Below are 13,999 nucleotides of genomic sequence, written 5' to 3' on the forward strand. Positions count from 1 at the left end.
CCCCCTCTCAACGAGAGGGGGCCCTCAGGCGTTCAGGCTATTGGCTTTTAGAGGCGCGAGGAACTGCGCGACAAGCCACTGGGCCGCCGCAGACGGCATCAAACCGTCCGAGGCAGCCCAGTAGCCGCAAGAACCACTTACCGCAAGCGAGCCATCAACGCGTGCTCCACGAGAGTGATCAGCGCAGACTTCGCATCGGCCCGGTGCCGCGCATCCGTCGTGATGATCGGCGTATCCGGCCCAATCTGAAGAGCTTCCCGGACCTCGTCCGGGTTGTACGGCTGGTTCCCGTCGAACCCGTTCAGGGCGATCACAAAAGGCAGCCCCGAGTTCTCGAAGTAGTCGACCGCGGGGAAGCAGTCGGCCAGGCGCCTGGTGTCAACCAGGACGATCGCGCCGATCGCACCGCGTACCAGGTCGTCCCACATGAACCAGAAGCGGTCCTGACCGGGGGTGCCGAACAGGTACAGGATCAGGTCCTGGTCCAGGGTGATACGGCCGAAGTCCATGGCCACCGTGGTGGTGGTCTTGTCCCCGGTGTGGGTGAGGTCGTCGATGCCTGCCGAAGCAGACGTCATGACGGCCTCGGTACGCAGCGGGTTGATCTCCGAGACGGCCCCGACGAACGTGGTCTTGCCCACGCCGAAGCCACCCGCCACCACGATCTTCGCTGAGGTGGTGGAGCGGGAAGGACCGCCGCTAGAGCTTGCGAAGTCCACTGAGCACCCTTTCGAGCAGTGTCACGTCTGGCTGGCCGCCGGCGTTCTCGTCGCCGCCGGGCTGATGGATGGCGACCAGTCCCGCCTCCGCCAAGTCGGCGACGAGGATCCTGGCCACGCCGAGAGGGATCGTCAGGAGGGCGGAGATTTCCGCCACCGACTTGATCTCGCGGCAGAGGTTGCAGATCCGCTGATGCTCGGGCAGCTGGCCCTGCATCTGGTGCGGCTGCGCGGTGGTGTGCACCAGCGCCTCGATGGCGAGCTGGTAGCGCGGGCGCGTCCGGCCGCCGGTCATGGCGTACGGACGCACCAGGGGATTGTTCGACGACCCCGCGGGGGCCGGCTCTGGAGCACGTCGCTGCGGCTGCACGGGCTGGATGCGCGGCGCCGGCGGCTGGTCGTAAGGCGAGGGACCGGGGCCCTGCGGACCCTGGGGCGCATACGGGTGCTGACGCCGCTGGCTCGGGGTGGAGGGGAAGTTGTAACGGTTCGGGTTCTGGGAACCGCCGCCCTGGCCCTGGGCAGGGCCGTACGACCAGTTGCCCGAATTCGAACCGCCTGGGGGTGTTGCCACTTTCTCCTCCTCCGACTGTGCCGGGCACCCAATGCCTGTGGAGCCGCGTCCCGAAACCTTACGGCCCCGGGACGCCAAAACGCACCGTCTGTTTGTCAGTTGAGCAGGCTGCCCTGGAGCTCCGCACGAAGATCCGGTGTGAGGACCGTACCGGCACGGTCGACCAGAAGAGCCATCTCGTACCCGATGAGGCCGATGTCCGCCTCGGGGTGGGCCAGCACGGCGAGCGAGGAACCGTCGGAAACGGACATGATGAAGAGGAATCCCCGCTCCATCTCCACAACCGTCTGGTTCACGCTGCCGCCCTCGAAGATGCGCGAGGCACCGGCGGTCAGCGAGGTCAGACCCGACGCGACGGCCGCCAGCTGGTCGGCGCGGTCGCGCGGAAACCCTTCGGACATCGCCAGAAGGAGTCCATCGGCGGAGACCACCACGGTGTGGGACACCCCCGGGGTGTTGTCCACGAAGTTGGTGATCAACCAGTTCAGGTTCTGTGCCGCCTGGCTCATCGGGCTCACACTAACGCTCCTGGTTGTAGGTGCTGTCAGGACCGAAGCCCTGACCGTTCGTTTCACTGCTCGCGTTGCGTCCGCGCTGGACGCCCCGGCGCAGGTTGCTCAGCCGGCCCCGGACGTCCTCCGGGGCGCGGGAGACCTGTGGGCCGCCCTGGGGGGTGGTCTCGGCGGCTCCCTCGACCAGGTTGGCCTTGGGCACCCGCCGCGGCAGGCCGGAGGAGGTGACCCCGCCCGCCTTGGGCTTCCGGAGCGCGGAGGCCTGCTGCCAGCGCGCGTCGTTCGCCGAGCGCCAGTCGCCGGTGCCGTTGCCGTTGCTCTCCGGCTTGGGGGCCGGCGCCTCCTGGTTCACGTGCCGTGCGCCGTTCGCACCGCTCGCACCGCCCGTGCCGTTCGCACCGTTTGCGAACGATCCGCGGCGGGGCAGTCCGGCGTCGGTCAGCGCGTGGGCGGCGGAAGAGGCCGGTCCCGGACGCTCGAAGCCTACGCGGTCATGCTCGCTCACGTCAGCGGCCTGCGCAGATTCCGTTTCCGGAGCGTACTCGGACGAGTACCCGTTCTGGTAGGTGTCCTGCTGAGGCCAGTCGTCCTGGTGACGCCGCTCCTGGAAGGCCGGGAAGGACTCCGGGGCGGAGGGGCGGGCGGCCGGGGGCTCCTCGCGGACGGGCTCCGCATACGAGGGCTCGGGGTAGCCGCCGTTCGACGAGAACGTGTCGTTCTGCGGCAGTCCGCCGTTCGGCGCGTAGTACGGCTCGTCGTACGACGGGCGCGGAGCCGGCTCGTCATACGCGGGGCGCTGCTGCTCCTCGTACGGGGTCTGCTGCGGCTCGTCGTACGCGGGGCGCGGGTCGTAGCCGCCGGGCTGCTGCTCCGGGTAGCCACCGTGGCCGTTGTCGTAGGACGGCTGGTCGAACGCGTCGGCGTAGGGGGACTCGGGGGACTCCTGGACCGGCTGGTCCGTCGCCTGGGCCTCCAGGGCCGCACGGCGCTCCTCGCGCATCAGCGAGCGGCCGACGGGGTCCAGCTCGCGTATGTCGTCCGGGATCTCTGAGTAGCGGCTGTCGTCGAAGCCGAGTTCCGCGGCCGTGCGCATCGGCAGGCCGTTGTTGAAGTCCTCACCCTGGTAGCTCTGCTCCGGGATGATCTGCGAGACCGTGAACTCGTCGCGCGACTGCTGCTCGCCGCCGCCACCGCCGTGGGTGATCGCGTCCGGCAGCATGACCAGCGAGGTCGTGCCGGCCTGCTCGCCCGAGGGGCGCAGCTGGACGCGGATGCCGTGCCGGTCGGACAGCCGGCCGACCACGAAGAGGCCCATGCGCTGGGATATCGCGGCGTCGACGGTGGGCGGGTTCGCGAGCTTGTGGTTGATGTCCGCGAAGTCCTCGGCGGTGAGGCCGATGCCCTTGTCGTGGATCTCGATCATGATGCGGCCGTCGGGCAGCCGGGTCGCGGTGACGCGGACCTTGGTCTGCGGGGAGGAGAACGTCGTCGCGTTCTCCAGCAGCTCGGCCAGCAGGTGCACGAGGTCGGTGACCGCGCGGCCGTGGATCTCGGCCTCCGGGACGCCGGAGAGCTCGATGCGCTCGTACTGCTCCACCTCGGAGGAGGCGGCGCGCACCACGTCGATGAGCGGGACCGGCTGGTCCCAGCGGCGGCCGGGCTCCTCGCCGGCGAGGACCAGGAGGTTCTCGCCGTTGCGGCGCATACGGGTCGCGAGGTGGTCCAGGCGGAAGAGGTTCTCCAGCTGGTCCGGGTCGGCCTCGTTGTTCTCCAGGTCGGTGATCAGGGTCAGCTGGCCCTCGATCAGCGACTGGTTGCGGCGCGAGAGGTTGGTGAAGATCGCGTTGATGTTGCCACGGAGCAGGGCCTGCTCGGCGGCGAGTCGCACGGCCTCGCGGTGGACCTGGTCGAAGGCGCGGGCGACCTCGCCGATCTCGTCCCGGGTGTTGATCGGGATGGGCTGGACGCGGGTGTCCACGCGGCCCGGGTCGGTGCGCGAGAGCTGGTCGACCAGCATCGGCAGGCGCTGCTCGGCGATGCCGAAGGCGGCGTTGCGCAGCTGGCGCATCGAGCGGGACATCTGGCGGGCCACGGCACCGGCCAGGATGAACGCGAGAAGCAGGGCGACGATGACAGCGGCACCCGTGATCAGGGCGTCACGCTTGGCGTTGTCGGCGATGTTCGAGGCCTCGTTCACGGCCTTGTCGGCCATGTCCGCCTGGATCTTGCGGTAGACGTCGGCCCGGAGGGTGGTGACCCCCCACCAGTTCTCCGCGGTGATGCCTGTCGCGGCGAGCTGCGCACGGGCACTGGTGTCCGTGGTCTGCAGCGCCGAGAGGGCCGTGACCATGGCCGTCGGCTCGGACGGCGGAGGCACGTAGGTCTGGTTGTTGGCCGCCGCCTGCGCGGCGGCCTGCTTGGCCTGGGCCGCGCCCTCGGCCTTGGCCTTCGCCTCCAGGTCGACGAGCTTCTGCGCGTCCGCCTCGGTTCCGCCCGCCTTGTACTCCTCGATGGCGATGCCCTCGAGGTAGGCGTAGGAGGAGAGGGCGACACGCTGCTTGGCGAGGTCGTCCTTCTTGGGGCCGGGGCTGATCAGCAGGTGCATGCCGATCGACCGCTCCAGGGACAGGGCGGCCTGGGTGAGCGAGATGGCGTAGACGGTGCGGCCGTAGCTGGTGATGTTGCCCGTGCCCAGGCCCAGCTCGTTGGCGAACTCCATCAGGGGGTGGGCGACGGCGACGTAGCCCTCTTCGGTCTGCACTCCGTGGACCTTGGAGGTGTACGCGATCGCGCGCAGGGTGGCCAGCTGCGGCTCGGCCTGGCGGAACAGCTTGAGGCGGCGCAGCAGGCCGGCCTTCTGCGGCATGTTCTGCGCCGCCGCGTCGAAGGCGTCGGCTGCGTCGTCCGTGGCCTTGCGGGCCGCGGTGACCGTCGCCTTGTCCTTGGCGGTCGCGCTCTTGCCCTTGAGCAGCGGTGCCGCGGTGATGTCGCGCTCGTTGTTCACCGCGTTGGCATAGGTGAGGGAGGCCCGCACCAGACGTGCGGTGTTCTCCGCGTCCTGCGCCTCCTGCCAGGTGTCGATCGAGCTCTTCACCTGGAAGCCGCCCATGACGAGGCCGACCATCACGGGTATGAGCAGGATCGCGTTCAGCCGGGTCGGCACCCGCCAGTTGCGGGGGGAGAAACGGCCGCCGCTCGGAGCGGGTGGGGCCGTCGGTTCCGAACCGGGCACAGGGGCGGGCGCCGCTCCGCGCGGCGGCGGGGTGAAGTTGCCCCGGGCCGACGGCTCGGGACCGTTCTTGCTTCGCCTCACTCGACCAACAACCTCTCGGCGGCGGGCACCAACGTTGTGCCGCAGTGTCTCAGAGCCCAGTTCGCCCTTGAGTACGCAGTACTACTGAGTACGTCTTTGACTATTGGGCAGTTCACGCATTCCAGCACGACGACCTGCGCTCTTCCAAACAGTGGAAAGCGAGGATTCCGTGTGATGTAAGACCCAGATAAATCGGTCATAAAGAGCGAGCCCCGTCAAAAGACGGGGCCAATGTGAGCGCAGCGAGACCGGTTGACAGCGACGAGTGGCCGTGCCACCTGATTCCTCTGCCGAAACGTTATGAACACCGGGGCCCGCCGTGTCAAAGGCCACAGCAGGCTCCGGTGCGTCTACGACAACTGCCGTACGGCATGGCTGATTTGCGTGTTACCGCAGCCGTGCCATGAGAGCGTGCTCGACCAGGGTGATCAGCGCACTCTTCGCATCCCCGCGATGCCGGGCGTCCGTCGTGATGATCGGGGTGTCCGGACCGATCTGCAGCGCCTCGCGCACCTCCTCGGGAGCGTACGGCTGGTGCCCGTCGAAGCCGTTGAGCGCGACGACGAAGGGCAGGCCGCTGTTCTCGAAGTAGTCGACCGCGGGGAAGCAGTCCGCCAGGCGCCGGGTGTCCACGAGCACCACCGCGCCGATCGCACCGCGTACCAGGTCGTCCCACATGAACCAGAACCGGTCCTGGCCCGGCGTACCGAACAGGTAAAGGATCAGGTCCTGGTCCAGGGTGATACGGCCGAAGTCCATGGCCACCGTGGTGGTGGTCTTGTCCCCGGTGTGCGTGAGGTCGTCGATACCCGCGGACGCGGACGTCATCACGGCCTCGGTACGCAGCGGGTTGATCTCCGAGACGGCGCCCACGAAGGTGGTCTTGCCCACGCCGAATCCGCCCGCCACCACGATCTTGGCGGAGGTGGTGGCACGGCTCGGTTCAGAGCTTGCGAAGTCCACTGAGCACCCTTTCGAGCAGGGTCACGTCCGGCGCACCGGTCGTCTCGTCGCCACCAGGCTGGTGGATGGCGACGAGCCCGGCCTCGGCCAGGTCCGCGACAAGGATCCGGGCCACGCCCAGCGGCATGGACAGGAGCGCCGACACCTCCGCGACCGACTTCACCTCACGGCACAGGTGGCAGATGCGCTGGTGCTCCGGGAGCAGCCCCATGAGCGCTGCCGGGTCGGCCGTCGTGCTGATCAGCGCCTCTATGGCGAGCTGGTAGCGCGGCCGGGTCCGGCCACCGGTCATCGCGTACGGACGTACCAGTGGCTGGTCGCCCTCATCCTCGTACGGCTCCGCGTACGGATCATGAGAGGCGGTGGGCGGGGTCATGAATCCTCCGGGCGGGACAGCAAGTCGGTCGGGCTGGCCGTCTGTTGGCCGTGGGGGGATTGTGGCGGCCGGACGGTGATGTGGTGACGGGGGTGGATCCTGGGCGGGTCAGTGGAGCAGACTGCCCTGTAGTTCGGCGCGCAGATCCGGCGTGAGGACCGCACCTGCCCGGTCGACGAGCAGCGCCATCTCGTAGCCCACCAGGCCGATGTCGCACTCGGGGTGCGCGAGCACGGCCAGGGACGAGCCGTCCGAGACGGACATCAGGAAGAGGAAACCCCGCTCCATCTCGACGACCGTCTGCGCCACGTTGCCGCCCTCGAAGATCCGGGAGGCCCCGGCCGTCAGCGAGGTCAGTCCGGACGCGACGGCCGCCAGCTGATCGGCGCGGTCGCGGGGGAAGCCTTCCGACATCGCCAGAAGGAGACCGTCGGCGGAGACGACGACGGTGTGGGACACACCGGGGGTGTTGTCCACGAAGTTGGTGATCAACCAGTTGAGGTTCTGTGCCGCCTGGCTCATCTGGCTCAACTAACGCTCCTGCTGGTGAGTGGGGCTCGGGAAACTGCCGGTCTGACCGGTACCGGTACCGGCCTGGCGACCCTGCGCGATGCCCCGACGGAGATTGGTCAGCCGGCCGCGTACGTCGTCAGGCGCACGCGAGACCTGCGGACCGGCTTGGTGCTGTTGCTGCTGAGCCGTGCCCGGAACGAGGTTCGCCCGGGGCACCCGGCGCGGCAGGCCGGAGGTGGTGACGCCGCCCGCCGCCGGCTGCCTGACGCGTTCTGCCTGCCGGACGAGATCGTCGTTCGGCGAGGTGCGCCAGGAAGAGGAGGCGGGACGCTGTGAAGCAGCAGAGTGCTGCGGGGCCGCGGGTGCGGCCGGTGCGGCCGGAGCCTGCGGCTGCTGCGGGGCCGGTGCGGAGCCGTTGCTCTGCTGACCGCCCTGCTGGCCGTGGAACCAGTTGGTCTCCAGCGTGTCGTACAGCGGCGTACGGCCGTCACCCGGGCCCGGCGCCGGCGGCAGCTCCCACCCGTCTCCCGGCCGCCGCCCCTCATCGGGCCGCTGCGCGGCGCCCCCATTGTCTGGCTCCTGGCGGACGGGCCGCTGCTGCGGACGCTGCGGGGCCGGCGGCCGCGGAGCACCGAAGTCACCGCCCTGCTGCGGACGCTCGAACTGCCCGGTGGCGCCGCTGTCGTAGCCGGGGGTGGCGAACTGGCCCGTGGAGCTGCCGTCGTACGCCTGCGGAACGGAGAACTGGCCCGTGTTGGCGGGGTTGCTCGGGTTGTTCGGGCTGTTCTGCCCGGTGCGGCCGTTCTGGCCGGACGGAGCGCCGAAGACGTCCGAGCGGACGAACTGGCCCGTGTTCTGCGAACCGTTCGTGCTCGGCTGCTGCGCGCCGAAGTCCTGGGCGGCGAACTGGCCCGTGTGCTGCGGGTCGCCCGGCGTCGGGGCGCCGAAGTCGGGACGCGCGAATTCCGAGGTGGAACCGGGGCCCTGACGGTCCTCGGACCGCGGGACCGCCGGCATCTCGGACGTCGAGTCGATGCGCGGCATGCGGGATGTCTCGTCGTGGCCGCGCGGGGTGTCGAGCGAAGCGCGCGGCACCGGCGGCTGCGCGTTCTCGTCGCTCCAGCTCGGCCGGGACTGCTGGTTGCCGCCCGGCAGCTCGGCACGCGGACCGCCACGGCCCGGCAGCTGCGGCTGACGGCCACGCCGGCCGCGGCCCTGCTCGTTGCCTGCGTCCGCGTTGTTCGAGGACTGCGGCGGTACGGCGCCACGAGCGCCGCCGAAGCTGTCCTGACCCAGGCCCGCGGCCTGCAGGCCCTGTGGCGCACCCGGCGCCTGGCCGAACCCGGCGCCCGCGGGAGCCGGGCGGCCCTGCTGCGGGGCTCCCGGAGACTGCGGGCCACGTGCTCCGCCGGGCGCACCCGGGCGGCCGTCGCCGGCACCCGGCAGCGCGGCCCGCGGGCCCTGACCGGCACCGAGCAGACCACCGGAGGCCGCACCGGCACCGAGGGCGCCACCACCGGGCGCACCGGCACCGGCCTGGCGCCGTGCGGCGGCCACACCCGCGGCGGCCTGCGCGGCGGCCGGACCACCGGGGGAACCGGCGCCCTGACCGGGCTTGGGCTGCGGCTTCTTGCCGCCCTGGGCGACATCGACGGGCAGCATGACCAGGGCGGTCGTACCACCGGAGTCGGACGGGCGCAGCTGGATACGGATGCCGTGGCGCTGGGACAGCCGGCCGACCACGAACAGACCCATGCGGCGGGAGACGGAGACGTCCACGGTGGGCGGCGAGGCGAGCCGCTCGTTGATCGCCGCGAGGTCCTCGGGGGAGAGGCCGATGCCGGTGTCGTGGATCTCGATCAGGACGCGGCCGTCGGGCAGCGCGTGACCGGTGACCTTGACCTTGGTCTGCGGCGAGGAGAACGAGGTGGCGTTCTCCAGTAGCTCGGCGAGGAGGTGCACGAGGTCGTTGACCACGCGGCCGGCCACTTCGGTGGTCGGCACGGCGGCCAGCTCGATGCGCTCGTACTGCTCCACCTCGGAGGCGGCGGCGCGCAGCACGTCGACCAGCGGGACCGGGCGGGTCCAGCGACGTCCCGGCTCTTCACCGGCGAGGACGAGGAGGTTTTCACCGTTACGGCGCATACGCGTCGCGAGGTGGTCGAGCTTGAAGAGGGAGGACAGCTGGTCCGGGTCGGCCTCGCGGGACTCCAGCTCGGAGATGAGCGAGAGCTGGCGCTGGATGAGGCCCTGGGAGCGGCGCGAGAGGTTGGTGAACATCGCGTTGACGTTGCCCCGCAGCAGGGCCTGCTCGGCGGCGAGGCGGACCGCCTCGCGGTGCACGTCGTCGAAGGCCGCGGCCACCTGGCCGATCTCGTCCCGGGAGTGCACACCGACCGACTCGACGGAGGTGTCGACGTCCTGCGGGTCCGACTCCGAGAGCTGCTTGACCAGCTCGGGCAGCCGGTCCTGGGCGACCTTGTTGGCGGTCTCCTGGAGGCGGCGCAGCGAGCGGATCATGGACCGGGCGATGACGAAGGCGCCGACGAGGGAGACGCCGAGCACGAGCAGGATCAGCGCACCGGAGATGATCGCCTCACGCTCGGAGGCGGCGCGCAGCTCGCGGGCCTTCTGCTCCATGTCCTCGAGCAGCGTGTGCTCGATCTTCTTCATCTGCTCGATCTTGGTCGAGCTGTCGTCGACCCAGTCCTGGTACGAGCGCTTCGGCAGGTCGTCCAGGGCGTTCTGGGAGGCGAGGGCACGGCTGGCGTACTTGTCGCTGGCCGTGATCGTCGTGTTGTTCTCCTCGATGGGCTTGAGGAGAGCGGTGGCCTTGTCGGTGCCGTAGATGCTGCGGAAGCTGCGCAGCTCGGACTTCTGGCTCTCCAGCGCCGACTGTGCGTACAGCCGGTCGTTCTCCGAGAGGTCGCCGACCGTGGTGTTGCTCGCGGGGAGCGCCGCCGCCAGGACGGCGCGCTGCATCGACGCGTACTCCTTGGCGGAGGAAAAGGAGGACAGGGCGCGGGTGCGCTGGATCATCTCGGGGTTGCTGGTGGCCTCGGCCATGTCCTGGGAGAGGGTCAGCAGGTGCGTGACGAGACGGTGGTAGGCCTCGACGGTCTGCGTCGAGTTGTTCTTGGCCTGGTAGGCACTGGAGCGGATCTTCGACAGCTGTTCGAGGTCGCCGACCACGCCGACGAGGCTCTCGCGGACGCCCTGGAGCGAGCCGTCCTTGTTGGAGGTGTCGATCTGCTCGGCGGAGTCGATGAAGTTGGTCTTGGCCCGGTCCGTCTTGTCCCGGTAGCCCTTGACCGTGTAGTCGCTGGCCTTGGAGCCGTGCGCCAGCGGACCGGAGGACAGGTCGCGCTCCTTCTGGAGCGCGTCGGCCAGCTCGGTGGCCTGCTTGGTCATGTCCGTCAGCAGCTTCATGTTGTCGAGCTGCTGGATTTCGTTCACGTTGTCGCTGATGCGCAGGGCGCCCAGCGAGGTGGCCGCCACCACGGGAAGCGCGAGCAGTGACACCAGGCGCGTGGAGATGCGCCAGTTGCGCAGTGCCACGCGGGATCCCGGGCCGTTCGGGCCGCCCGGCGGCTTGACCGCCGAAGTGGTGGGGCCGGGGGACCCGGAAGATGCCGACGCGCCGGGGCGCCCGGGGCGCTCTCCGCCGTCGCCGGACGGTGCCGGGCCCGGGTTCTGGGCGTGCTGGGGGGAGGGACTGCCGGCATTGGGGCCAGTCCCGCCGTGCGGCTCCGGCTCCGCCGAAGCACTGCCATCCCTCTTGAAACGTCCCTGCACTAGCGTCGCAACCTCTGGACCAGGCGCCCCTCCGCGTGAACGGAAAGACACGGTGTCGGCGTTTTTAGGCGGCGCCCCGAATGCGCCCCCTGTTGGTCGTGAGTGACCGGCGCTGGTTCCCCCTTCTCGCCGCCACGCGGCGCTCGTCGCGCCCCCTGTGCGCCGGCTCGATCCTGCGGCGGTCCGTGGAATTCCAGCACAGTGCCGGATCTCCAACAAGGGCCGAGGACTATGCCGTGACCCACGTGACAGCACGTGAGTGCGGGGTTACCGGACGTAGAAAGTGATCTCGTCCATAACGGACTTATATGAGCGAGTCGCCTAGATGGAAACGGTGTCCTAGTCGCCATGATCAGGAGCGGAATGATGGCTTCAGGTGGGCAATGTCCGTTTCGTGGGGGTGGATTGCGAGCCTGAATTGACCGATTTGACTCACAGTTCGTGAGCAAACTCACATGCCGATCATGGGGTCTTCGCGTCTCGGGAAGGGAATTGCATGTTTAGCCTGACGCTTTACAGGACGTAACACTTTGACAACCGCGCCTGCGCGAGAGGGCCCCAGGGTCCGGCCGGGCGCCCGGAGACGACAAGGTCACGTAGAACAGTGAAGACGACGATGATGTTCCGCAACATAGCCAACCCGCGGCGCACGACGCTGGCGCACCTCGAGGACGCCGACGCACTGCAGACGCCGCAACAGCCGGAGCACTCCGTCGACCTCCCCACCCAGACCGCCAATCCCCGTCGCACCATCCTGGTGGAGGTCCCCGCCACGGCCTCCGTCGCGCAGTAGTACGCACTCCGGCCGTAGATCACTCAGCGCGGCCGCTCGCGGCTCGAATACGCGAAGCGCAGCCCCCCTCCCGCGTTAGCCTGGAGCGTCAGACTCCAGCCGGCTCAAGTGAGGGGCGCAGCATCCCGTGCGCATCGCCAGATTCTCCATCGACGGGAACGTCGCCTTCGGCGCGGTCGAGGGCGACAGGCCGGACGAGCTCGTCCTCGACATCATCAAGGGCATCCCGTTCGCGGACTTCGAGCTCTCCGGTACGAAGGTCCCGCTGAGCAAGGTCCGGCTGCTGCCCCCGGTGCTCCCCAGCAAGGTCGTGGCCTTCGGCCGCAACTACGCGGAGCACGCGCGCGAACTCGGCAACGAGGTGCCCGACGCCCCGTTCGCCTTCTTCAAGCCCTCCACCTCGGTGATCGGCCCCGGTGACGAGATCCAGTACCCGCCCTTCTCCGAGGAACTGCACCACGAGGCCGAACTGGCCGTGGTGATCGGCCGCATGTGCCGCGAGGTCCCGCGCGAGCGCGTGGCGGACGTGATCTTCGGCTACACCTGTGCCAATGACGTCACCGCCCGCGACGTGCAGAAGCGCGAGAAACAGTGGGCCAGGGCCAAGGGCTTCGACACCTCCTGCCCGCTCGGCCCCTGGGTGGAGACGGACCTCGACCTCGCCACCGCGTCCGACCTGACAGTCCAGCTCACGGTCAACGGCGAACAACGCCAGCTCGGCCGCACCAGCGAGATGATCCACTCCATCGAGGACCTGATCGTCAACATCTCCGAGGCCATGACGCTGCTCCCGGGCGACGTGATCCTCACGGGCACCCCGGCAGGCGTCGGGCCGCTCACCGTCGGCGACGAGGTCGCCGTCACCATCGAAGGCATCGGCACTCTCACCAACAAGGTTGTCAAGCGTGGCTAGCGCACCCGGCTCCCCCGTACGCGTCCGTTTCTGCCCCTCGCCCACCGGTAACCCCCATGTGGGCCTGGTCCGCACCGCCCTGTTCAACTGGGCGTTCGCGCGGCACCACCAGGGCACTCTGGTCTTCCGCATCGAGGACACCGACGCCGCCCGCGACTCCGAGGAGTCGTACAACCAGCTGCTCGACTCGATGCGCTGGCTGGGCTTCGACTGGGACGAGGGCCCCGAGGTCGGCGGCCCGCACGCGCCGTACCGCCAGTCGCAGCGCATGGACATCTACGCCGACGTCGCGCGCAAGCTCCTCGACGCCGGCCACGCGTACCACTGCTACTGCTCCCAGGAGGAGCTGGACACCCGCCGCGAGGCCGCCCGCGCCGCCGGCAAACCCTCCGGTTACGACGGCCACTGCCGCGACCTCACCGACGCCCAGGTCGAGGAGTACAAGGCGCAGGGCCGCACCCCGATCGTCCGCTTCCGCATGCCCGACGAGACGATCACCTTCACGGACCTGGTCCGCGGCGAGCTGACCTTCACGCCCGAGAACGTCCCGGACTACGGCATCGTGCGCGCGAACGGCGCCCCGCTGTACACGCTCGTCAACCCGGTCGACGACGCCCTGATGGAGATCACCCACGTCCTGCGCGGCGAGGACCTGCTCTCCTCCACCCCCCGCCAGATCGCCCTCTACAAGGCGCTGACGGAGCTGGGCATCGCCAAGGAGATCCCGCACTTCGGCCACCTGCCGTACGTGATGGGCGAGGGCAACAAGAAGCTGTCGAAGCGCGACCCTCAGTCGTCGCTGAACCTCTACCGCGAGCGCGGCTTCCTCCCGGAGGGCCTGCTCAACTACCTGTCCCTGCTGGGCTGGTCGCTCTCCGCGGACCAGGACATCTTCACCGTCGAGGAGATGGTGGCGGCCTTCGACATCGCGGACGTGAACCCCAACCCGGCGCGCTTCGACCTGAAGAAGTGCGAGGCGATCAACGCCGACCACATCCGCCTGCTGGATGTGAAGGACTTCACTCAGCGCTGTGCCCCCTGGCTGCGGGCCCCCTTCGCGCCCTGGGCCCCGGAGGACTTCGACGAGGCCAAGTGGCAGGCGGTCGCCCCGCACGCCCAGACCCGTCTGAAGGTCCTCTCGGAGATCACGGACAACGTCGACTTCCTGTTCCTCGCCGAGCCGGTCTTCGACGAGCCGAGCTGGACGAAGGCGATGAAGGAGGGCTCGGACGCGCTCCTGCGTACGGCCCGCGAGAAGCTTGAGTCCGCCGACTGGACCTCCGCCGAGTCCCTGAAGGAGGCCGTCCTGGCCGCCGGCGAGGCCCACGGCCTCAAGCTCGGCAAGGCCCAGGCCCCCGTCCGCGTCGCCGTCACCGGCCGCACGGTCGGCCTGCCCCTGTTCGAGTCCCTGGAGATCCTGGGCAAGGAGAAGACCTTGGCCCGCATCGACGCGGCCCTGGCGAAGCTGGCGGCGTAACGCACGCACGCGTGGAGGGGCGGCAGTCGACACCCGGCTGCCGCCCCTTCG

At 69.5% G+C, this 13,999-nt stretch carries 11 protein-coding genes; 3 read left to right on the plus strand and 8 right to left on the minus strand.

The genetic code is table 11. The annotated features are described in order from the left end of the window. Positions 1-137: 137 nt before the first annotated feature. From LJ657_RS24065 to LJ657_RS24100, 8 genes are all read right to left on the minus strand, one after another. Positions 138-719, minus strand: coding sequence for a GTP-binding protein (locus LJ657_RS24065; RefSeq protein ID WP_026248371.1), 582 nt, complete (start codon positions 717-719; stop codon positions 138-140). Continuing rightward, positions 700-1,293 (minus strand): DUF742 domain-containing protein, encoded by a 594-nt coding sequence (locus tag LJ657_RS24070; RefSeq protein WP_030942992.1) that lies wholly within the window; start codon positions 1,291-1,293, stop codon positions 700-702. The genes LJ657_RS24065 and LJ657_RS24070 overlap by 20 nt, the downstream gene beginning before the upstream one ends. 95 nt (positions 1,294-1,388) lie before the next feature. After that, entirely contained in the window at positions 1,389-1,802 is a 414-nt protein-coding gene (locus LJ657_RS24075) for a roadblock/LC7 domain-containing protein (RefSeq protein WP_005479603.1), read from the minus strand. 10 nt (positions 1,803-1,812) lie between these two features. Beyond that, complete coding sequence (locus LJ657_RS24080) at positions 1,813-5,118, minus strand: sensor histidine kinase (protein WP_232650825.1); 3,306 nt, start codon at positions 5,116-5,118, stop codon at positions 1,813-1,815. A gap of 387 nt (positions 5,119-5,505) precedes the next feature. Next, the gene (locus tag LJ657_RS24085) at positions 5,506-6,081 is read right to left on the minus strand and encodes a GTP-binding protein (RefSeq protein ID WP_030942998.1); all 576 of its coding nucleotides are present in this window, start codon (positions 6,079-6,081) and stop codon (positions 5,506-5,508) included. Then, entirely contained in the window at positions 6,062-6,457 is a 396-nt protein-coding gene (locus LJ657_RS24090) for a DUF742 domain-containing protein (RefSeq protein ID WP_030943001.1), read from the minus strand. The genes LJ657_RS24085 and LJ657_RS24090 overlap by 20 nt, the downstream gene beginning before the upstream one ends. A gap of 108 nt (positions 6,458-6,565) precedes the next feature. Further along, complete coding sequence (locus tag LJ657_RS24095) at positions 6,566-6,979, minus strand: roadblock/LC7 domain-containing protein (protein ID WP_003973453.1); 414 nt, start codon at positions 6,977-6,979, stop codon at positions 6,566-6,568. 9 nt (positions 6,980-6,988) lie between these two features. Continuing rightward, positions 6,989-10,765: a sensor histidine kinase gene (locus LJ657_RS24100; protein WP_232650826.1), complete on the minus strand. Its 3,777-nt coding sequence runs from the start codon at positions 10,763-10,765 to the stop codon at positions 6,989-6,991. 604 nt (positions 10,766-11,369) lie between these two features. On the opposite strand from LJ657_RS24100, the gene LJ657_RS24105 reads away from it, so the two are divergent. The 3 genes from LJ657_RS24105 to gltX all read left to right on the plus strand — a co-directional run bounded on the left by LJ657_RS24105 (position 11,370) and on the right by gltX (position 13,948). Beyond that, positions 11,370-11,558, plus strand: coding sequence for a hypothetical protein (locus LJ657_RS24105; RefSeq protein WP_030943007.1), 189 nt, complete (start codon positions 11,370-11,372; stop codon positions 11,556-11,558). Between the two features lie 127 nt (positions 11,559-11,685). After that, the gene (locus LJ657_RS24110; protein ID WP_232650827.1) at positions 11,686-12,471 is read left to right on the plus strand and encodes a fumarylacetoacetate hydrolase family protein; all 786 of its coding nucleotides are present in this window, start codon (positions 11,686-11,688) and stop codon (positions 12,469-12,471) included. Next, positions 12,464-13,948 (plus strand): glutamate--tRNA ligase, encoded by a 1,485-nt coding sequence (gltX, locus tag LJ657_RS24115; RefSeq protein WP_232650828.1) that lies wholly within the window; start codon positions 12,464-12,466, stop codon positions 13,946-13,948. The genes LJ657_RS24110 and gltX overlap by 8 nt, the downstream gene beginning before the upstream one ends. Positions 13,949-13,999 lie beyond the last annotated feature (51 nt).

The sequence above is a fragment of the Streptomyces guryensis genome (assembly GCF_021261325.1).
Lineage (GTDB): Bacteria > Actinomycetota > Actinomycetes > Streptomycetales > Streptomycetaceae > Streptomyces > Streptomyces guryensis.